Source organism: Bacillus sp. S/N-304-OC-R1, assembly GCF_019749375.1.
Taxonomy (GTDB): Bacteria; Bacillota; Bacilli; order Bacillales; family Cytobacillaceae; genus Cytobacillus.
This window is the reverse complement of record NZ_JACWFE010000001.1, coordinates 479495-500342: the sequence shown is the minus strand read 5'-3', so window position 1 is coordinate 500342 and position 20848 is coordinate 479495. Positions and strand designations below refer to the sequence as shown.

General features: G+C 36.7%; 19 protein-coding genes. All 19 read left to right on the top strand.

Annotation, left to right across the window (positions count from 1 at the left end; all coding sequences use genetic code 11):
• The first annotated feature begins 12 nt into the window (after nucleotides 1-12).
• The 19 genes from H0173_RS02430 to ftsA all read left to right on the top strand — a co-directional run bounded on the left by H0173_RS02430 (nucleotide 13) and on the right by ftsA (nucleotide 20805).
• Nucleotides 13-408: a DUF3397 domain-containing protein gene (locus tag H0173_RS02430; RefSeq protein ID WP_221844320.1), complete on the top strand. Its 396-nt coding sequence runs from the start codon at nucleotides 13-15 to the stop codon at nucleotides 406-408.
• A 146-nt stretch (nucleotides 409-554) separates the two neighbouring features.
• On the top strand, nucleotides 555-2189 hold the full coding sequence (gene bshC / locus H0173_RS02425; protein ID WP_221844319.1) for a bacillithiol biosynthesis cysteine-adding enzyme BshC: 1635 nt from the start codon (nucleotides 555-557) through the stop codon (nucleotides 2187-2189).
• Between the two features lie 229 nt (nucleotides 2190-2418).
• Nucleotides 2419-2850, top strand: a complete 432-nt coding sequence (gene mraZ / locus H0173_RS02420) for a division/cell wall cluster transcriptional repressor MraZ (protein WP_221844796.1) — start codon at nucleotides 2419-2421, stop codon at nucleotides 2848-2850.
• A 29-nt stretch (nucleotides 2851-2879) separates the two neighbouring features.
• A complete protein-coding gene (rsmH, locus tag H0173_RS02415; protein ID WP_221844318.1) occupies nucleotides 2880-3812 on the top strand; it encodes a 16S rRNA (cytosine(1402)-N(4))-methyltransferase RsmH in 933 nt (310 codons plus the stop codon).
• 43 nt (nucleotides 3813-3855) lie between these two features.
• Nucleotides 3856-4221 carry a cell division protein FtsL gene (gene ftsL / locus H0173_RS02410; protein WP_221844317.1) on the top strand — a complete coding sequence of 122 codons (366 nt, stop codon included), beginning with the start codon at nucleotides 3856-3858 and terminating at the stop codon, nucleotides 4219-4221.
• Entirely contained in the window at nucleotides 4221-6467 is a 2247-nt protein-coding gene (locus H0173_RS02405; RefSeq protein WP_221844316.1) for a penicillin-binding protein, read from the top strand. The genes ftsL and H0173_RS02405 overlap by 1 nt, the downstream gene beginning before the upstream one ends.
• A gap of 148 nt (nucleotides 6468-6615) precedes the next feature.
• Nucleotides 6616-8535: a stage V sporulation protein D gene (locus H0173_RS02400; RefSeq protein WP_221844315.1), complete on the top strand. Its 1920-nt coding sequence runs from the start codon at nucleotides 6616-6618 to the stop codon at nucleotides 8533-8535.
• Between the two features lie 223 nt (nucleotides 8536-8758).
• The gene (locus H0173_RS02395) at nucleotides 8759-10219 is read left to right on the top strand and encodes a UDP-N-acetylmuramoyl-L-alanyl-D-glutamate--2,6-diaminopimelate ligase (protein ID WP_221844314.1); all 1461 of its coding nucleotides are present in this window, start codon (nucleotides 8759-8761) and stop codon (nucleotides 10217-10219) included.
• A gap of 1 nt (nucleotide 10220) precedes the next feature.
• Nucleotides 10221-10682, top strand: a complete 462-nt coding sequence (locus H0173_RS02390) for a hypothetical protein (RefSeq protein ID WP_221844313.1) — start codon at nucleotides 10221-10223, stop codon at nucleotides 10680-10682.
• Nucleotides 10679-11653, top strand: a complete 975-nt coding sequence (gene mraY / locus H0173_RS02385) for a phospho-N-acetylmuramoyl-pentapeptide-transferase (protein ID WP_221844312.1) — start codon at nucleotides 10679-10681, stop codon at nucleotides 11651-11653. The genes H0173_RS02390 and mraY overlap by 4 nt, the downstream gene beginning before the upstream one ends.
• The gene (gene murD / locus H0173_RS02380; RefSeq protein ID WP_221844311.1) at nucleotides 11654-13006 is read left to right on the top strand and encodes a UDP-N-acetylmuramoyl-L-alanine--D-glutamate ligase; all 1353 of its coding nucleotides are present in this window, start codon (nucleotides 11654-11656) and stop codon (nucleotides 13004-13006) included.
• A gap of 114 nt (nucleotides 13007-13120) precedes the next feature.
• A complete protein-coding gene (spoVE, locus tag H0173_RS02375) occupies nucleotides 13121-14221 on the top strand; it encodes a stage V sporulation protein E (RefSeq protein WP_221844310.1) in 1101 nt (366 codons plus the stop codon).
• Between the two features lie 235 nt (nucleotides 14222-14456).
• Nucleotides 14457-15560, top strand: coding sequence for an undecaprenyldiphospho-muramoylpentapeptide beta-N-acetylglucosaminyltransferase (murG, locus tag H0173_RS02370; protein ID WP_221844309.1), 1104 nt, complete (start codon nucleotides 14457-14459; stop codon nucleotides 15558-15560).
• A gap of 65 nt (nucleotides 15561-15625) precedes the next feature.
• Entirely contained in the window at nucleotides 15626-16534 is a 909-nt protein-coding gene (gene murB / locus H0173_RS02365) for a UDP-N-acetylmuramate dehydrogenase (protein WP_221844308.1), read from the top strand.
• A gap of 233 nt (nucleotides 16535-16767) precedes the next feature.
• Nucleotides 16768-17559, top strand: coding sequence for a cell division protein FtsQ/DivIB (locus H0173_RS02360; RefSeq protein ID WP_221844307.1), 792 nt, complete (start codon nucleotides 16768-16770; stop codon nucleotides 17557-17559).
• Nucleotides 17507-18238 (top strand): DUF881 domain-containing protein, encoded by a 732-nt coding sequence (locus H0173_RS02355; RefSeq protein ID WP_221844306.1) that lies wholly within the window; start codon nucleotides 17507-17509, stop codon nucleotides 18236-18238. Before H0173_RS02360 ends, H0173_RS02355 begins: the two co-directional genes overlap by 53 nt.
• Nucleotides 18239-18305: 67 nt before the next feature.
• Nucleotides 18306-19040, top strand: a complete 735-nt coding sequence (locus tag H0173_RS02350; RefSeq protein WP_221844305.1) for a DUF881 domain-containing protein — start codon at nucleotides 18306-18308, stop codon at nucleotides 19038-19040.
• The gene (locus H0173_RS02345; protein WP_221844304.1) at nucleotides 19040-19402 is read left to right on the top strand and encodes a small basic family protein; all 363 of its coding nucleotides are present in this window, start codon (nucleotides 19040-19042) and stop codon (nucleotides 19400-19402) included. The genes H0173_RS02350 and H0173_RS02345 overlap by 1 nt, the downstream gene beginning before the upstream one ends.
• 110 nt (nucleotides 19403-19512) lie before the next feature.
• Nucleotides 19513-20805, top strand: a complete 1293-nt coding sequence (gene ftsA / locus H0173_RS02340) for a cell division protein FtsA (RefSeq protein WP_221844303.1) — start codon at nucleotides 19513-19515, stop codon at nucleotides 20803-20805.
• Nucleotides 20806-20848 lie beyond the last annotated feature (43 nt).

Sequence of the window (20848 nt, the reverse complement as noted above, 5' to 3'; positions counted from 1 at the left end):
GGAGGAGTATGGATGGTTTCATTTTTTTCTTCAATCATAGCGGCATTTGTAACGATTCCATTATTAGGCTATTTGCTTGTTTTTATTCTTTGTAAGCAGATTACAAAAAAACATAAAAAGTCAGTACGTATTGCCCTCGATGTAAGTACGCTGCTTTTTATTATCTCAGTTCATTATTTAATATTAGCAATTTGGGAACAATCATTTTTATGGGTCATTTTTTTATTGCTGCTTGTTTTAGCTATTATTTTTGTTTTACTACATTGGAAAGTTAAACATGAAATTAATATCCCACTTGTATTCAAAGGTTTTTGGAGGTTTAATTTTCTCTTGTTTTTTACAGCGTATATAGTTTTAACAGTTATTGGATTGATCCAAAGTATCAGTCTATTCGTGGCTGGGGGATAATTTTGTGAAAAAATTGAGCAAAGTCTTTTTCATTTCAAAACAGAGGATGCTATACTCATATGGAAACATTCGAGGCAGGTAAAGGTATAATAAATTATTGCATCTTTTAAATAAATGAAAAATGCGGATTAGAAAGGAAGACTTAAATGGAGATTGTGAATCTCTCCTTACCGGCGACAAACCGGTTTGCAACTGAATATTTAGAGCAGACAGCAGATATGAAGAAATATTTTCATTATGGATACAATGATCCCTCAGATTTTGTAAAGCGATGTGAGGAGCTTGCAGCCCGATCATTTATGAGGCAAGAGCTGGCAGCACATATAGAACAGTTCATGAAGAAGTTTCCTAGTTCTGAAATGACTCAGGTTTCTCTTGAGAAGCTAAAACAAGAAAATAGTACGGTCGTTATTGGTGGTCAACAGGCAGGAATATTAACTGGACCTCTTTATACAATACATAAGATTATTTCCATTGTTAGTCTTGCGAAGCAGAAGGAGCAGGAATTAAAGGTTCAGGTTATTCCGGTATTTTGGATTGCCGGTGAGGATCATGATTATCAAGAGGTTAATCATGTATTTGTTGAAGATAATAACAAAATAGAGAAGCGCGTTTACCCTGAGAAAATCCGTGATAAACGAATGGTCTCAGACATACGTATTGATCGTGAACTATGTTTCAATTGGGCAGAAGAAATAATTCAAACATTTGGAGAGACAGAAAACACGAAAGAGCTGTTATCAAATGTAGAGGAAGCGATCAGCAAATCCGAAACATTTGTAGATTTTTTTGCCTATCTTGTCATGCAGCTATTTAAAGAAACAGGACTTTTAATCATGGATTCCGGTGATCCTAATCTTCGGAAGCTAGAAACAAAATTCTTTCTTAAACAAATAATGAGCTTTCAGGACATTACAAAGTCTGTATTAACTCAGCAAGCTAAGCTTAATAAAAATGGATTTTCAAATGCGATAGAAATAAGCAATCATGCTGCCAATTTATTCTATTATGATGAAGATCATTTTGAAAGGATTCTTCTAGAATATGATAAAAATAAAGATGTTTTTATCGGTAAAGACGGTACTTTCCAAATTTCACGGCATGAATTGATTGAAGTTGCTCAAAAATCTCCAGAAAAGCTAAGTAATAATGTTGTTACTAGACCAATTATGCAGGAGTGGCTATTTCCAACATTAGCTTTTATTGCCGGACCAGGGGAGATTGCGTATTGGGCTGAACTCAAATTAGCCTTTGAACTATTTGGAATGAATATGCCGCCAATTGTTCCGCGTCTAAATATTACGCTTTTAGACCGATCAATTGAAGCGGATATGACAGAGCTTGAACTTATTTTAGATGAAGTATTAGTTTCTGGTACCGAAAAAGATAGATTTAAGTTTTTACAATCAATAAAGGATCAAGAACTTCATATGCTTTTTAATAAAACAAAGGAGGATTTTCAGCAAAATTACGAAATGCTTGAAAAGCATTTGCAAAAAAGGGATCGTGGCTTAGTGCCTCTGCTAAAAAAGAATGAAAGCTTATTGTTAAAGCAGCTTGCTTTCATGGAGGCTAAGCTCGATCAGGCTGAACAATTAAAACATGATGTTTTGTTAACTAAATTTGCTAAGGTGGAGAATTCTTTAAGACCTTTAGGAGCACCTCAGGAAAGAATATTGAACAGCTTGTTTTTTATTAATCAATATGGATTAAACTTTATTAATCAGCTTTTAGAATACAGTTACACTTTTGATGGAACACATAAGCTAATAAAAATATAAGCAAGATTTGCCGAAAAAAGACTTTGTCCTTAAGGATGAAGTCTTTTTTTGTTGAAGAACAGAGATGAGATTAAAACCATGCTGTCTTTTGTAGGGAAAAGACGAACGAAAACCAACAGCAAAGTGTAATTCTTAAAAGGATTTTTTAATAGGTCGTAGAATTTTAAAAATATGTGGAGGAAAGTGGGGGAATGTGGTACATTTGAGTAAGAAAGTGGGGTTAGTGGGCATGTTCATGGGCGAGTACCATCACAACATTGATAATAAAGGCCGATTAATTGTTCCTGCCAAATTCCGTGATGATTTAGGCGAATCTTTTGTTTTAACGCGCGGATTAGATCAATGTTTGTTTGGTTACCCAATGGATGAATGGAAGCTGCTTGAAGAAAAATTAAAAGGATTGCCGCTTACAAAAAAAGATGCCCGAGCATTTACCCGTTTTTTCTTTTCAGGTGCTACAGAATGTGAAATAGACAAACAAGGAAGAATAAATATTACATCACCACTAGCGACATATGCAAAATTAGAAAAAGAATGTGTCGTCTTAGGTGTTTCAAATCGTATTGAAATATGGAGTAAGAGCCTTTGGGAAGAATATTTCTCTGATTCCGAGGAATCTTTTTCGGAAATTGCAGAGAATATGATTGGGTTCGATATTTAAAAAATCTCCTTAAAAAGAAGGTGGACAGCATGTTTGAACATACAACAGTATTACTACAAGAAACAGTAGATGGATTAAATATTCACCCTGATGGCGTTTATGTTGACTGTACGCTAGGTGGAGCTGGACATAGTGAATTAATTCTGTCCAAGCTTTCGGCAAAGGGTAAATTGTATGCCTTTGACCAGGATGATACAGCAATATTACATGCCAAGGAAAAATTAGCCCAATACGGTGATCGGATTACGATCATAAAGAGTAACTTTGAACACCTGCAAGAAGAACTGGCAAACATTGGGATTACTGGGGTTGATGGTGTTTTATATGATTTAGGCGTTTCATCTCCACAATTGGATACACCAGAACGAGGATTTAGTTATCATAATGATGCGCCATTAGATATGAGAATGGACATGGATGCCCCACTATCAGCTTATGATGTTGTAAATCATTGGAGCTATGCTGACTTAGTAAAAATCTTTTTTAAATACGGAGAAGAAAAATTCTCAAAGCAAATAGCTCGTAAAATTGAAGCAGCACGAGAGATAACACCAATTGAAACGACTGGGCAGCTTGTTGAATTAATTAAGGAAGCAATTCCAGCTCCTGCCCGCAGAAAGGGCGGACACCCCGCAAAAAGAGTATTTCAGGCAATTAGAATAGCAGTAAATGACGAATTAGGTGTTTTTGAAAGATCTCTGCAGCAGGCAATCAATATTTTAAAGCCTGGCGGCAGAATTAGTGTTATTACATTTCACTCTCTTGAAGATCGAATTTGTAAGCTAGCATTCAAAGCTGCAAGTGAAACACCGAATCTTCCTCCTGGATTGCCAATCATCCCTGAGGAATACAAACCAACAATTAAATTAATTACAAGAAAACCTATTCTCCCATCTGAGGAAGAACTGGAGATAAATAATAGAGCAAGATCGGCAAAGCTGCGCATTGCAGAAAAATTATAGAAAACAGAAGAAATTATAAAGAGACGAGAGCAGGAGGGATAAAATGGGAAACTTAGCACGGAAGCTTCAGCAGGAGCATAGACATGAACAGCATAAACAAATGGTACAGGCACCGAAGAAAGTGAAGAAGAAAAATCCGTGGCTTTCACCAGGAGAAAAAATTTTAGGTTTGGCATTTACTGGTATTGTTTGTTTTGGGGCAGTACATATTGTTTCAAATCAAGCAGCCATTTATGAAGTAAATAAAGAAATTCAAGATACAAAAGTATCGATTCAAGAGCAGAACAAGGTAAATGGAGATCTTGAAATGCAAGTAAGTGAACTAAGTACATATGAGCGAATTTGGGAAAAAGCAAAAGAACTTGGATTAAAACTAAACGAAAATAATGTTAAGGTTGTGCAAGATTAATGATAAAAAAACAGCCGAATATTAACTTTGGAGCAGCAATATTATTTGTAATATTTGGTCTGCTCTTTTTTGTCTTAGTTTACAGATTTATCTCCATTCAAGTAACAGGTGAAATCAGGGGGCATGTTTTAGCTGCAAAGGCACAGCAAAAATATGAAAAGGAAAAAGTAATCGAAGCAAGACGGGGTACAATCTATGATCGGAATGGAGAGGCTATTGCTACAGATACGAATTCGTATAAATTAATTGCCATTTTAGATAAGAAAATGACCACAAATAAAAATAAGCCTCATCATGTAGTGGATCCTGATAAAACAGCTAGAGAACTAGCTAAAGTAATTGATATGAAAGAATCAGAAATTTATAGACTCTTAACGAAGGTGAACCCAACTACAAATAAAAAACCTTTTCAAGTGGAGTTTGGTAAAGCAGGTCGTGACTTATCAAACCAAAAGAAACGAGAAATTGAGGATTTGAAGCTCCCGGGAATCACATTTATTAAGGATACTAAGCGTTTCTACCCTAATGGTGTTTTTGCTTCTCATTTAATTGGTTATGTGGAGAAAAAAGAAACTGATAAAAACAGGACGGAAACTGTAGGGATGCTTGGTCTTGAGCAAAGTCTAAATGATATATTGACTGGCAAAAATGGCAAAGTTAAATATGAAAGCGATATATGGGGTTATCTTTTATCTGACAGTGAAGAGCATGTAACACCTGCTCAAAATGGTCAGGATGTTTATTTAACAATCGATAAAAAGATTCAAACATTTCTAGAAGATTCCTTGAATAAGGTGGAAAGTAAATATAAACCGAAGAAAATTGTTGCAGTTGTAGCTGATCCTAAGACAGGTGAGATATTGGCAATGGGACAAAGACCTTCATTCCATCCAATGACTAAGGAAGGTATTAGCGAGACTTGGCATAATGAAGTGATAGAAAATTCCTTTGAGCCCGGTTCCACAATGAAAATTTTCACCCTTGGGGCAGCAATAGAGGAGGGGGTTTTTAACCCTAATGATACGTATCAATCTGGGCAATATGCTGTTGACAATCGATCTAGACCGGTTAGGGACTGGAATGAAGGACGAGGCTGGGGGAAAATTACTTATTTAGAAGGAGTGCAGCGTTCATCCAATGTTGCGTTTGCAAAACTAGTAAAGGAAAAGATTGGTTTTGATAATTATGAAAAATATTTAACAAGCTTCGGCTTTGACCGGCCAACAGGTATTGAATTGCCTAAAGAAACAGGAGGAAAGATTGTTTACAATTGGCCATTAGAAAAAATCACAACTGGTTTTGGACAGGGTACTGCAATTACCCCGATTCAGCAGGTTCAAGCGGCTACAGCTATAGCTAACGATGGAAATATGATGAAGCCTCATATTATTAGTAAGATTGTTGATCCAAATCATGATGATAAGATTGTAAAGCAAACAAAGCCTGAAGTCTCAGGTAAGCCGATTTCTGCAAACACGGCAAAACAGGTTAGAGATGTACTAGAAACTGTCGTCTCATCACCGAAAGGTACAGGCTTTAATTATTTCAAAATTGAAGGTTATGACATTGCCGGGAAAACAGGTACTGCACAAATCCCTAATCCCCAGGGTGGATATTTAACAGGACGCCAAAACTACGTATTTTCATTTTTAGGGATGGCTCCAAAAGACGATCCCAAATTAGTTGTGTATGTCGCTGTTCAACAGCCGGAAATAGATATTCATACGAGCGGTGCTGAACCGGTTGCGGAGGTTTTTAATCCGGTTATGAAAAGCAGTTTGCAATATTTAAATATTGACCCGGTCAAGCAAACTAAACCTCCTTATGAAACTGTGCCGAATGTAACAGGTATGTCAAATGAAGATGCAATAAAGCGACTCAATAGTAAGGGTATGAATGCAGTCGTTATTGGGAATGGTACAAAGATTATGAAACAGCTCCCCCAAGATGGTTCTACTCTACTAACTGGTGAAAAGGTAATGATTCGAACTGATGGTGATTTATCGATACCGGATATGACAGACTGGTCATTAAGAGATGTGATGAAAATTGCCAAGCTGGGAAATTTACAGCTAAATTCGGTAGGTAATGGATATGTTAAGAAACAAAATATTAAACCAGGCGTTGTATTTAAAGAGGGTGAATATCTAATTGTAGAATTAGAGCCCCCTATAGAAAAATACAAATCAGAAGAAGAGCAGCCTTCAGATGAAGGCGAAGAGGATAATATTGAAGTGAAAGATTAATCGTTTTAGAAATGGACTAACATGAACATTGGAAGGGTGATCAATTTAATGAGAAGCCCTCTTCTATTCGGTTAGTCTTTTTTATTCTAATCGAAAGGGTACAAGCATATATTGGAACGAGCCATAAACTAAGGAGGTTCGTTCGTACATGCGTGTTTCAAATGTAACCGTAAGGAAGAGGTTAACAATAGCATTAATCGCAGGCATATTAATATTTTTCATTATTGATATTAGGCTCGGTTATGTGCAATTTATTTTAGGTAATTCATTAATGGATGGAGCAAAAGAATTATGGAGCAGGGACATTCCTTTTGAACCAGAGCGGGGGAAAATAATTGATAGAAACGGAGTTGAACTTGCAACGAATGTTAGTGCTCCTACTATATATGTCGTTCCTAGGCAAATAAAAAATCCCGATGATGTAGCTGAAAAGCTGGCAGCTGTCCTTAATGCTTCTAAGGAAAAAATTTATTCAGAAATAACGAAAGTGTCCAGTAATGTGAGACTATCTGCAGGCAGGAAAATTTCCCACGAAAAAGCAAAAGAAATTAGAGCGCTTAATATAGATGGAGTATATGTTGGCGAGGACTCTAAAAGACATTATCCCTTTGGAAGTTATTTATCGCATGTTTTAGGATTTGCAGGGATAGACAATCAAGGATTAATGGGACTAGAACTATATTATGATAAGGAATTAAAAGGAAAAAGGGGTTCAGTTAAGTTCTATGCAAATGCGAAGGGTGAACGAATGAATGATATGGCAGATGATTATGATCCTCCGGAAGACGGGTTGGATTTAAGACTGACGATCGATTCAAAAGTTCAGACAATTATGGAGCGTGAATTAGATATTGCACAGGCTGCATATAATCCGGATGGGATTATTGCCATTGCAATGAATCCGAATAACGGTGAAATATTAGGTATGTCTAGCAGGCCTAATTTTGATCCTTCTAACTTTCGGAATGTTGCTCCCGAAGTCTATAACCGTAATCTCCCAATTTGGAGTACTTTTGAGCCGGGATCAACATTTAAAATTATTACCCTTGCTGCTGCTCTTGAAGAAGGCAAGGTTAATTTAGACAAAGAGCATTTCCACGATCCTGGATTTGTCAAGGTTGGCGGGGCAAGATTAAGATGCTGGAAAAAAGGCGGACATGGCAGTCAGTCATTCCTTGAGGTTGTACAAAATTCTTGTAACCCGGGGTTTGTAGAATTAGGTCAACGGCTTGGGAAAGAAAAATTATTTAAATATATAAAAGACTTCGGATTTGGTGCTAAGACAGGAATCGATCTTCAAGGTGAGGGAGCAGGAATATTATTTAATATGGATCGGGTTGGCCCAGTTGAACAGGCAACGACTGCATTTGGACAGGGAGTATCTGTCACACCCATTCAGCAGGTTACTGCCTTATCCGCAGCAGTTAATGGTGGTACCTTATACACTCCATATGTTGCAAAAGAGCTGATTGATCCAAAAACTGGCGAAGTAGTTATGAGGAAAACTCCGACAGCTAAAAGACAGGTGATTTCAAAAGAAACGTCAGACAAAATCAGATATGCTCTTGAAAGTGTTGTTGCACAAGGCACTGGAGGTAAGGCGTTTATTGATGGGTACCGAGTTGGAGGAAAGACAGGTACAGCACAAAAGGCCCAAGGCGGAAGATATCTTGAAAATAATCATATCGTATCATTCATTGGCTTTGCACCTGCAGATGATCCTCAATTAGTTGTATATGTAGCAGTTGATAATCCGAAAGGTACAGTCCAATTTGGTGGAGTTGTTGCTGCGCCAATCGTAGGGAACATTATGGAAGATAGTCTGCGCTCGATGGGCGTTAAGCCTCGTAAAGATCAGATCGAGAAAAAATTAACATGGCCAGATGTTCCTATGATTGAAGTACCAGATTTAGTGGGAATAACTAAAAGAGAGCTTGGTGAACTATATATCAATTTAAATATTGATGCAAGCGGTGAAGGAGACGTAGTAGTTAAGCAAACGCCGGAACCGGGTATTAAACTTAAAGAAGGGTCAACCATTAGACTGTATTTTGATAAGAAAGAATAAAAATTTGGGATTAATAAGCGGGGCGGCACATAAATTTAAATCGCCGTCCTATTTTTAAAAAAAACGGCTTGTACTTTTTAGTTCATAAGCTTGCGCTTTTCTAATAAACAAATGGCTAAAACTCATATTTTCATGTAAAATGAAAATCGTCATGAATTTTGGCTGTTTCTCATATTGCATAGAAAGTATGTATGTTAAGTCTTATTTATAAGGGGATGACGTAATGAAGCTACATACGCTATTGCACTATTTGCAGCCATACATGGCATATAGCGGGGATAATCCTGACATCTCTTCAATAGAAAATGATAGCCGATATGTGCAAAAAGGCAGCCTGTTTATTTGTATAAAAGGATATACAGTCGATGGCCATGATTTTGCTCTATCAGCCGTAAAGAAAGGTGCGGCAGCGGTCATTTCGGAAAAAGAGATGAACCTGCCTGTACCAGTTATTGTTGTTCGAAATTCAAGGAGAGCCATGGCTTTATTAGCGGATTCCTTTTTTGAACAACCTAGCAAAAAGCTCCATCTTATTGGAATTACTGGGACTAACGGAAAAACAACTACAAGCCATTTGATTGAAAAAATCCTGGCTGATCATGGCAGTAAAACGGGTTTAATCGGTACGATGTATACGAAAATAGGAGACCAAAAATCTGAAGTGAAGAATACTACTCCTGATTCTCTTACTTTACATCGACTGTTCAAAAAGATGGTGGATGCTCGTGTTCAATCTACTGTGATGGAGGTTTCATCACATGCTTTAGATGAGGGAAGAATCCATGGCTGTGATTTTGATATTGCTGTTTTCACAAATCTATCTCAAGACCATCTGGACTATCATAAGACAATGGAAGAATACCGTAATGCCAAAGGTCTTCTATTTGCCCAGCTTGGCAGTGCATACAAGTATAATCCGCCTAAATTTGCCGTTTTAAACATCGATGATTCTGTTTCTCGTTATTATATTAAAGCGACAGCAGCTCATGTTTTAACATATGGGATCGACCAGACCGCAGATTTGAAAGCTGAAAATATCCAAATGACAGCCTCCGGGACATCATTTGAACTACATAGTCCATTCGGGAAAAATGAAGTATCGATGAGGCTTATTGGGAAATTTAGTGTGTATAATGCTTTGGCTGCAATTGGAGCAGGAATTGCATCAAATATTCCAATTGAGCAAATTATTCAATCCATTGAGGAAGTGAATGGTGTCTCAGGTCGTTTTGAGACAGTTGATGCTGGCCAGGAGTTTACTGTAATTGTTGATTACGCCCATACCCCGGATAGTCTGGAAAATGTTTTGACGACAATAAGACAATTTGCGAATAAGCGCATATTTGTGATTGTTGGATGCGGTGGAGATAGGGATCGTACAAAACGACCTTTAATGGCTAATATTGCTTGCAAATATGGAACGAACGCAATCTTTACTTCAGATAATCCTCGCAGTGAAAATCCTATTGAAATTTTGAGAGATATGGAAGAAGGAGTTAAGGGGCAAGAATATAAAGTTATTGTTGACAGAAAAGACGCTATTAATTATGCAGTTTCAATGGCTACAAAAGACGATGTTATATTAATTGCTGGAAAAGGACATGAAACCTATCAACTGATCGGTAATAGAGTGTATGACTTTGACGACCGTTTAGTTGCAAAAGAGGCAATAGAGGAGCGATAGTATGTTTTTAGCGTATGGTGATTTAGCGAAACTGTTTCCAATTATGAAAGGAATACAGGATCATGAGCTTTTTTTTCATACGGTCGCAACCATCTCAGATATGCCCCAGTTAAGAGGTTTATATATACCTCTTAACGAACATTCAGGGGAGTTGGAGAAGGCTATAGAAAATGGCGCTGTTGCTGCCCTTTGGAAAGAAGGGGAGGAGATTCCTCGGTATACGCCTAATCACTTTCCTGTATTTTATACTAACGACTTATTGAAAGGCTTAAAGGACATGATGGAACTATATATAGAAAAAGTAACTAAAGAACAAGATGCAGAACTAGACGTGACTAAATTCCTTTTTTCGAATGAAATACTTCTTAATGAAAACAAATTAACATATGATATTGCTGTAATGTCAGAAAAGATTAATGAATTAGGTGAGCAGCTCCGGGATAGAAAGGAGGGGGCAAAATGATGGAGAAAGTTATTTTTTTCACAATAATAATGGCCTTTTTAGTAACAGTATTACTTTCTCCCATATTTATTCCCTTCTTAAGAAGATTAAAATTTGGGCAAAGCATACGTGAAGAAGGACCAAAATCTCATTTAAAGAAATCTGGGACGCCTACAATGGGCGGAATTATGATCCTTCTCTCCATAGCTATAACAACACTTGTGATGACGGGGAAGTTCTCTGAACCGACTGTGAAAACATATTTACTGTTATTAGTAACACTTGGGTTTGGGCTGCTTGGGTTTCTAGATGATTTTATTAAAGTTGCTTTAAAAAGAAATTTAGGACTGACATCTAAGCAGAAATTATTAGGGCAAATTATTATTTCACTTATTTTTTATTTTGTCTTTCAGCAAAATGACTTTTCAACAGTTATTAGTATCCCGCTTACGAATATATCTTTTGATTTAGGGTGGATGTATGCGTTATTTATTATATTTTGGCTAGTTGGATTTTCTAATGCTGTTAATCTGACAGATGGACTGGATGGTCTTTTATCAGGAACGGCAGCAATTGCATTTGGTGCATTTGCCGTTTTGGCTTGGAGTTTATCACAATTTGAAATTGCGATTTTCTCTGTAGCAGTAGCGGGTGCTGTGCTTGGTTTCCTTGTCTTTAATGCTCACCCTGCTAAAGTTTTTATGGGAGATACAGGGTCCCTTGCATTAGGTGGAGCTATCGCTACTATTGCCATCTTAACAAAGCTGGAAATCATTTTACTTATTATCGGCGGTGTTTTTGTAATTGAAACTTTATCTGTCATTCTTCAGGTAATTTCATTTAAAACAACTGGAAAAAGAATTTTTAAAATGAGTCCTTTGCACCATCATTACGAGCTAGTCGGCTGGTCTGAATGGAGAGTGGTGGTAACTTTTTGGACTGTTGGGCTGCTTTGTGCAATTCTTGGAATTTATATCGAGGTGTGGATGTAATTGAAACAGATCAATCACTATCGTCATAAGAAAATATTGGTATTAGGATTAGCAAAAAGTGGGGTTGCTGCTGCCTCCCTCTTACATAAGCTTGGTGCATTTGTAACTGTAAATGATTATAGGCCCCTGTCCGAAAATCTTGAGGCACAAGGTCTTTTAGAAGAAGGAATTACGGTTATTTGCGGTGAGCACCCAATTGGGCTCCTTGAAGAAGGGTTTGAATTAATTGTAAAGAATCCAGGGATACCTTATCATAATCCAATGATAATTGGGGCTATTGAAAAGGGAATACCTGTGATTACAGAGGTTGAGATTGCTTATCAGGTTTCCGATGCACCGTTCATCGGCATTACTGGAACGAATGGAAAAACGACAACTACTACTCTTATTTATGAAATGTTAAAAGAGGGGGGAAAGCTCCCGCTAATTGCAGGTAATATTGGCACAGTTGCCTCTGAGGTAGCAATGTCAGCATCAAAAGAGAATACGATTGTGATTGAATTATCCTCATTTCAGTTAATGGGGATTCATGAATTTAATCCAAGAATTGCTATTTTAACAAATCTTTATGATGCGCATCTGGATTATCATGGAACAAGAAAAGATTATGTAAAAGCAAAAGCAAATATTACTAAAAACCAATCGAAAGCTGAATATTTTATTGTCAATGCAGAGCAGGAAGATGTGATGGAAGTAGCGGCCAAGTCCAATGCAACTATCATTCCTTTTTCTTCGAAACAGTTACTAGGTTCTGGTGCTTATATCAAAAACGGCTCCGTTTACTTTCAAAATGAAAAGATTATAGATACGAGAGATATCGCCTTGCCAGGAACTCATAACTTAGAAAATATCCTTTCAGCTATTGCTGCTGCTAAACTATCAGCTGTTAATAACGAGGCGATTTTTAAAGTTCTGAATACCTTTACAGGAGTTAAGCATCGTCTTCAGTACGTTAAAGAATATGCCGGAAGGAAATTCTATAATGATTCAAAGGCAACAAATATTTTAGCAACTCAAAATGCAATAACTGCATTTAGAGAGCCGATTATCCTTCTTGCAGGAGGTCTGGATAGAGGGAATGAATTTGACGAACTTGTTCCATTTTTCCAAAACGTAAAGGCTGTTGTTACTTTTGGCCAAACTGCTTCTAAGATCGAAAAGGCTGCCATTCAGGCAGGAATAAAAACAATTATCCATGTCGATAATGTGGAAAAAGCCGTTCCTGCAGCATATGAGCTTTCTGAACAAGGTGATGTCATCCTATTGTCTCCTGCTTGCGCAAGCTGGGATCAATATAAAACATTTGAGGAAAGAGGAGACATTTTTGTTGAAGCTGTGCATATGCTTAATTGAGGGCTTGTACGCGAAGTAAGATTTTACAGCATAGGGGAGTCATCGATTCGCAAAAGGTGCGGGTTTTAAAAATTCTTTACGAAGCCCTAAAACTAGCATTCGAGGTGTTTGGTATTGCCAACAAAAAGAACGACTCCCGATTTAATATTAATCATCGTTACTTTAACGTTGCTTGCAGTAGGATTAACGATGGTGTATAGTGCTAGCGCAGTATGGGCGGAGTATAAATTTAACGATTCGTTTTTCTTCGCAAAGAGACAGATGCTTTTTGCAGCAGTAGGTATAGCAGCGATGTTTTTTATCATGAATGTGGACTACTGGACATGGAGGACATGGGCTAAAGTTATCCTGATTACCTGTTTTGTATTATTAATTCTAGTCCTTATCCCTGGGATTGGTAATGTAAGGAATGGATCAAGAAGCTGGATTGGCGTTGGAGCATTTTCTATTCAGCCTTCAGAATTTATGAAGCTTGCCATGATTGCTTTTCTTGCTAAATATTTATCAGAACGCCAAAAACTTATTACGTCCTTTACTAAAGGATTAATCCCTTCTTTAGGACTTGTATTTTTGGCTTTTGGATTGATTATGCTGCAGCCCGACTTAGGTACAGGGACCGTAATGGTTGGAACTTGTATAGTGATGATCTTTGTTGCAGGGGGAAGGATTAGCCACTTTGTAGGTCTGGGGCTTTTAGGTATTGGGGGATTTGTAGGTTTAATTTTATCTGCACCATATCGAATTAAACGTATTACGTCCTTTCTAGATCCATGGGAAGATCCTTTAGGCAGCGGATTTCAAATCATTCAATCACTATATGCAATTGGTCCAGGAGGATTATTTGGATTAGGACTTGGTCAAAGCAGACAAAAATTCTTCTATTTGCCAGAGCCCCAAACGGATTTTATTTTTGCAATCCTATCCGAAGAACTTGGATTCATTGGCGGTTCATTTGTTATCCTATTATTTTCTCTCTTATTATGGAGAGGTATTAGAATAGCACTTGGAGCACCAGATTTATATGGGAGCTTTTTAGCAGTAGGAATAATTGCAATGATTGCTATTCAAGTAATGATAAATATAGGGGTAGTTATTGGGTTAATGCCTGTAACTGGAATAACGCTTCCATTTCTTAGCTATGGAGGATCCTCCTTAACGCTAATGCTTTTAGCGATAGGTGTTCTCTTAAACATTAGCCGATATTCAAGATACTAAATTTTTGACCCTGGTTAACAGGGTTTCTTTTTGTTTTGTCAAAACATATAATGTTGATCAAAAGTATTTTACATGAAAATGAAAATGACTAAATTCTACTAAAAATTATTACATTTCCATGTCAATACGTTATCTAATTTAATTCATTGGTTTTTATATAGTAGAATAGTGTAAAGTGTGGGGAGTATTCCTCATCATGAATATTGATTAATATACTCTGCTTTGAGGTGAAAACATGAAAATAGCAGTAAGCGGCGGCGGAACAGGTGGACATATTTATCCGGCTCTAGCCCTCATTCGGGAAATACAAAAGGATAATAAGGATGCAGAGTTTTTATATATTGGCACAGAAAGCGGATTAGAAAGTAATTTAGTTCCCAGAGAAAATATCCCATTTAAATCAATACATATTACTGGATTTAAAAGAAAGCTTTCGTTTGAAAATGTAAAAACGATTATGCGTTTCATTAAGGGTGTTAAAAATAGTAAAAAAATGCTGCAGGAATTTAAAGCAGATGTGGTCATAGGTACGGGAGGCTATGTTTGTGGACCTGTTGTATATGCTGCTGCAAAACTTGGTATTCCTACTATCATTCATGAACAGAATAGCGTACCAGGCTTAACAAATAAATTTTTAAGCAAATATGTTGATAGAATTGCTGTTTGTTTTGAAGAAGCAAAACAATTTTTTCCGCAAGAAAAAGTAGTATTAACCGGAAATCCTCGTGCCTCTGAGGTTATTGGCAAGGATGGAATTAAAGGGCGGCTTTCTGCTGGCTTAAAAACTAATTTACCGGTTGTTCTAATCGTTGGCGGCAGCAGGGGCGCAAAACCGATCAATGAGGCAGTGCTTAAATCACTGGCAGAACTTGGTGAAAAGCCTTATCAAATACTGTATGTGACAGGTGACGTTCATATTGAGGAAGTACAAAAAGAAGTGGAACTTATCGGTAATCCTTCAAATGTAATTATAAAACCCTTTATCCATAATATGCCGGAAGTTCTAGCTGGGACGGATTTAACTGTAGCTAGAGCAGGAGCAACAACATTAGCAGAACTCACATCATTGGGCATTCCTAGTATTCTTATTCCAAGCCCATATGTAACAAATAATCATCAGGAAAAGAACGCTCGATCATTAAGTGACCATGGTGCAGCTGAGTTGCTTTTGGAGAAGGAATTAACAGGAAAAAAACTAATTGAACTTATGGACCAAATTCTGATGAGTGAAGTAAAATTAACGGATATGAAAAAAGCTTCCAAGAAATTAGGAATCCCAGATGCATCGAAAAGGCTATATACATTAATGGAAGACTTGGTAAATAAAAAGGGGCAGTAGCCTAAAAACTGTCAATGCATAAAATGTTTTATAAACGAAATTAAGACTAAGAAAGGGAGGTATATATGAACGAATTAATAAATAAGCTAAATGGGTTAAACATCGGAAAAGTGAAAGAAAATGAACCATTAGCGAATCATACAACAATGAAAATTGGCGGGCCAGCCGATTTGTTTATAGAGCCTTCATCAGTAGATAATTTGGTAAAGACAATTGAGCTTCTGTATGAATATAACATGGAATGGACAGCCATTGGCAGAGGTTCTAACCTGCTAATTTCAGACTTAGGGATAGCAGGTGCAGTCATTAAGCTTGGTTCCGGAATATCCCATATGGAAATAAATGGTTCAGAGTTAAAGGTAGGCGGGGGTTATTCTCTTGTAAGCCTTTCAACACAAATTAGCAGAAAAGGACTTTCAGGGCTTGAATTTGCAAGCGGCATACCTGGATCAGTTGGAGGGGCAGTTTATATGAATGCCGGGGCTCATGGTTCCGATATTTCTAAGATTTTGACGAAAGCCCATATACTTTTTGAGGATGGAAAACTTGAATGGCTGTCAAATGAAGAAATGGAGTTTTCTTATAGAACTTCTGTATTACAGAAAAAACGTCCCGGTATTGTTATCGAGGCTATCTTCCAACTTCAGCCAGGGGATAAGGATACCATTTTTGCTGAAATGCAACGAAATAAAGACTATAGAAAAGAAACTCAACCATGGAATTTCCCATGTGCGGGCAGCATATTCCGGAATCCACTTCCTAATTATGCAGGCAAGCTAATCGAGGATGCTGGTTTAAAAGGCTTTTCGATCGGAGGAGCGAAAGTATCGGATATGCACGGGAATTTTATCGTTAATACCGGAAATGCAAAAGCCGCTGATGTATTGGCGTTAATTCAGTATATTAAAGATGCAATTTATGAAAAATATACTATAACAATAGAAACAGAAGTGGAAATAATCGGTCGAAAGTAACGGGAAATAATCAGTAAATCGCAAATGAATTATGGTATAATTATACTCTGGGACTAAGGTCCATCATTTTAAGAAATAAATGAGAAAAATTATAGATGGGGAATTAATATTTCCCCCTTTACATTCTTTTCTTTTTTAATAATGGTTATCAAAAGGGGATGGAAAGGACAAGCCTTCCTTATTTAATAATAATTAATAGTAATTATAGGTTAATGTTGAATGAGGTGAATGAAGTGGAAAAAGGAAAGGTTGTCTCGCTTGAAGACCGAATTCCAAAGCTTAAGCAGCAAAGACGGAGAAAAGCAAATAGAAGATTGATTTTTTTACTGCTCTTATTCTTTACACTGATTTCATTTATCATTTATTTCCAATCTCCATTAAGCCATATAAATAAGATTGAGGTTAAAGGCAATACGATATACAGCCAAGATGATTTAATTTCCGTAACTGGCCTTTCAAAGGAAATTAATATTTGGAAGGTAGAAGAAAAGGATATTCAGGGCAAACTAGAAAAATTACCTGAGGTTAAATCAGCAAAAGTTCAAATTCAATTGCCGAATTCAGTTGAAATTTCGATTCAAGAATATAAGCGTATTGCTTACATAATGAAAGAAAAAACGTATTTACCGGTTCTTGAAAACGGTAAAGTTCTAAATAGCAGTAAGACATCTGAAATTCCGGCTAATGCTCCTATCCTAATTGGCTTTTCTGAAGGTAATGAACTAAATGAAATGATCAAGGAATTAGAAAAGCTTCCAGAGATGGTATTGAATTCGATTTCTGAAATTCATCATACTCCTAAGAAAACTGATACATATCATGTCTCACTTTTTATGAATGATGGATTTGAAGTAAGTGCAACAGTTCAAAGTTTTTCAGAAAAAATGACTCATTACCCTTCTATTGTTAGCCAGTTAGATCCGGCGAAAAAAGGAATTATTGATTTAGAAGTCGGCTCTTATTTTAAAGCGTATGAACAAGAGGGAGCTGAACAGGTTGAAGAAGAAAATGAAAATGACGGGTAACTATGTCATTTTTTCTCTAGTTTTTCTTGTTTTAGGATACATTGTAGCATTTTCCTATCATCAAACCAAAATTGAACATAAGAATCCGGCAATAACCGGAAAACAATGGGAAAGGGATTTGGAGCTCCGCAATCAGCTAGTTGAATTAGAGGAGAAAAATAGATCTTTGCAAAAAGAGTTAAATATCAAGCAAGAAAAGGTACGTAATATAGAAAAGGAAATCTCACAAGAGGCCAGCGTTTATTTTAACTTAGCTGAAGACGCAGAAAAATTCAGAATGTACTTAGGAAAGGTTAAGGTAAAGGGGCCAGGAGTTCAGGTAACTCTGGCTGACGGAGATTATAATCCAGAAGAAGTTAATGTTAATAATTATATTGTTCATGAACATCATGTGTTTAAGGTAATAAACGAACTATATATTTCAGGTGCTTCTGCAATTGCTATAAACGGGCAAAGGTTATCCCATAATTCATACATTCTCTGCAATGGTCCTGTTATAGAAATTGATGGCTATCAGCATCCTGCACCATTCATTATTACAGCTATTGGTGATGCAGACGTATTAGCTTCTGCATTAAATTTAACGGGTGGGGTAAAGGATTCACTAGTTAATGATAACATTCAGTTTACTCTTGAAAAAAAAACTGAAATTATTTTAGAACCTTTATTAGGCAGTTAGCTAATAGCGTGTAATTCCATTCAATTCGTCCACAATTAATATAGGTTGGAAAGTAAGGTGGTAAAACGTGGACAAATACAAGAAAAATATAAGCTTTACACTAATTACAGTTGTTATTGGCTTTATGATAGCCATACAATTTCGAACCGTTAAAGAACCTATAGTCCGGGATACTCGTGACACATGGGAACTAAGAGAAGATGTTATAAAAGAAAAAGAGCTTCAGCTAAAATTACTACGTGAAGTCCGTTCAAATGAAGAAAAAATAGCGAAGTATGAAACTGAACTCAAACAAAGCAAAGAACAAATTTTACGAGAGACACTTGAAGAATTGAAGGCTGAAGCAGGATTAACAGAGGTTCAGGGATATGGAATCATTTTAACAATTGAGCCAGTATATGAGGAACTTTTACTTGGGAACTCAGTGACTAGTGTTTCGCCCGATTTACTAAAAAGACTTGTTAATGAACTAAACATGTATGATGCTTTGCAAATTTCGATTGACGGACAGCGCTTAATAAATACAACTGTTATAAGGGATATTAATGGAGAAACGAAAATTGACGGACATTCTCTTAACCACTTGCCAATTGAGATTAAAGTTATAGCTGATGATACAAAAGCAGCAGAAAAACTTTTTAATAGAATGCAGGTATCTAAATCTGCAGATGAATTTTTTATTGATAATTTAAGGGTTAAGGTTAATAAGCCAGATGGCTTAATTACGATCCCCGCTTATGAAAATACCATTAGAGTAAGGGATTTGGAGCCTGTGAACTCTGAAAAAGGAGGCAATTCATAATGTGGCTTCCTGTACTAGGGTTAATAATTGGAGTAATTTTTGGTTTATTTACAGAAATAAAAATTCCTGATGAATATTCGAATTACTTATCAATAGCAGTACTTGCAGCTCTTGATACATTATTCGGAGGAATAAGAGCTCAGCTTCAAAATATTTATGATGAAAAGGTGTTTGTTTCCGGGTTCTTTTTTAATATATTACTTGCTGCAAGTTTGGCTTTTCTAGGTGTCCATCTTGGTGTAGACTTATATTTAGCGGCAGTTTTTGCATTTGGGGTCAGATTATTCCAAAATATTGCTGTTATTCGAAGAATATTATTGACAAAATGGTCAGCTAATCGAGAAAAAACAGAAAAAAATTAAATATTAAAAAGGGAAATTATTTGTATTGTCGAATTATTTATTTAAGATATAAATAAATTAATATTGAAATTAATATTAGTAGATGGACAAGCTAAAGGAGGTGCCAGAGAATGAACAACAATGAAATATATGTAAGTCTTGACATCGGTACATCCAGCGTTAAAGTTATCATAGGGGAAATGGTCAATGACTCTTTAAATATTATTGGTGTCGGCAGTGTGCAATCTGAGGGCCTTAAAAAGGGTGCCATTGTTGATATAGATGAAACCGTTCATTCAATTAAAAAGGCAATTGAACAAGCTGAAAGAATGATAGGAATGGAAATTACGAGTGTTATAGTTGGCATCACTGGCAATCATGTTATGCTCCAGCCTTGTCATGGAGTAGTGGCTGTTTCAAGTGAAAACAGGGAGATTACAGATGATGATGTAGCTAGAGTCATTGATGCAGCCCAAGTGGTTTCTATTCCGCCGGAAAGAGATATTATTGATGTCATTCCAAAACAATTTATTGTGGACGGATTAGATGAAATTAGCGATCCTCGTGGAATGATAGGGGTCCGTCTTGAAGTGGAAGGGACTATAATAACGGGATCAAAGACAATTTTACATAATTCCTTACGTTGTGTTGAACGAGCAGGGCTTGAGATTATTGATATTACTCTGCAGCCTCTTGCAGCTGGTGCCTATGCCTTGTCAAAGGATGAAAAGAATCTTGGTGTAGCCCTCGTTGATATTGGAGGAGGTTCAACTACAATTGCCATATTTGAACAGGGTAATTTAAAGGCTGCAAGTGTTCTGCCGGTGGGAGGAGACCATATTACAAAAGATTTATCTATCGGACTCCGTACATCTACTGAGGATGCTGAAAAGATAAAAATTAAATATGGGTATGCATTCTATGACCATGCTTCAGAAGAAGAAGTCTTCAGTGTACCGATTATAGGCAGTGATCAGCATCAGCAATTTAATCAGCTGGAGATTTCCGATATTATTGAGGCTAGAATGGAAGAAATCTTTGATTTAATTCAGAACGAAGTAAGAAGGTTAGGTTCCCAAGACCTACCTGGTGGATATGTGCTAACTGGAGGAGTTGCTAATACACAAGGTATTCTGGAATTAGCTCAGGTCATCTTCCAAAATCGAGTACGAATTGCTATTCCAGATTATATTGGTGTAAGAGAACCACAATTTACAACTGCAGTAGGATTAATTAAATTTGCTTATAAAAATGCTAAGATTCAAGGACGAAAAATGACAGTAGGTGCAGGGGCTCCAGTCCATGCACAAGAAGTAAAAGAAAAGCGCGTTCCAAAACAACCGCAACCAAAAAAGCCGGAAAAACAACCGGAAGAAAAAATAACATCAAGAGTGAAGAAGTTCCTCGGATACTTTTTCGAATAGAAATTAGCTCTAAATGTGAATTGATTGCTATTCGAAAAAGGGT

What these genes read in the sequence shown, in the direction of transcription:
- H0173_RS02430 (WP_221844320.1), top strand. Translation starts at nt 13, where the DNA reads ATGGTTTCATTTTTTTCTTCAATCATAGCGGCATTTGTAACGATTCCA.
- bshC (WP_221844319.1), top strand. Translation starts at nt 555, where the DNA reads ATGGAGATTGTGAATCTCTCCTTACCGGCGACAAACCGGTTTGCAACT.
- mraZ (WP_221844796.1), top strand. Translation starts at nt 2,419, where the DNA reads ATGTTCATGGGCGAGTACCATCACAACATTGATAATAAAGGCCGATTA.
- rsmH (WP_221844318.1), top strand. Translation starts at nt 2,880, where the DNA reads ATGTTTGAACATACAACAGTATTACTACAAGAAACAGTAGATGGATTA.
- ftsL (WP_221844317.1), top strand. Translation starts at nt 3,856, where the DNA reads ATGGGAAACTTAGCACGGAAGCTTCAGCAGGAGCATAGACATGAACAG.
- H0173_RS02405 (WP_221844316.1), top strand. Translation starts at nt 4,221, where the DNA reads ATGATAAAAAAACAGCCGAATATTAACTTTGGAGCAGCAATATTATTT.
- H0173_RS02400 (WP_221844315.1), top strand. Translation starts at nt 6,616, where the DNA reads ATGCGTGTTTCAAATGTAACCGTAAGGAAGAGGTTAACAATAGCATTA.
- H0173_RS02395 (WP_221844314.1), top strand. Translation starts at nt 8,759, where the DNA reads ATGAAGCTACATACGCTATTGCACTATTTGCAGCCATACATGGCATAT.
- H0173_RS02390 (WP_221844313.1), top strand. Translation starts at nt 10,221, where the DNA reads ATGTTTTTAGCGTATGGTGATTTAGCGAAACTGTTTCCAATTATGAAA.
- mraY (WP_221844312.1), top strand. Translation starts at nt 10,679, where the DNA reads ATGATGGAGAAAGTTATTTTTTTCACAATAATAATGGCCTTTTTAGTA.
- murG (WP_221844309.1), top strand. Translation starts at nt 14,457, where the DNA reads ATGAAAATAGCAGTAAGCGGCGGCGGAACAGGTGGACATATTTATCCG.
- murB (WP_221844308.1), top strand. Translation starts at nt 15,626, where the DNA reads ATGAACGAATTAATAAATAAGCTAAATGGGTTAAACATCGGAAAAGTG.
- H0173_RS02355 (WP_221844306.1), top strand. Translation starts at nt 17,507, where the DNA reads ATGAACAAGAGGGAGCTGAACAGGTTGAAGAAGAAAATGAAAATGACG.
- H0173_RS02345 (WP_221844304.1), top strand. Translation starts at nt 19,040, where the DNA reads ATGTGGCTTCCTGTACTAGGGTTAATAATTGGAGTAATTTTTGGTTTA.
- ftsA (WP_221844303.1), top strand. Translation starts at nt 19,513, where the DNA reads ATGAACAACAATGAAATATATGTAAGTCTTGACATCGGTACATCCAGC.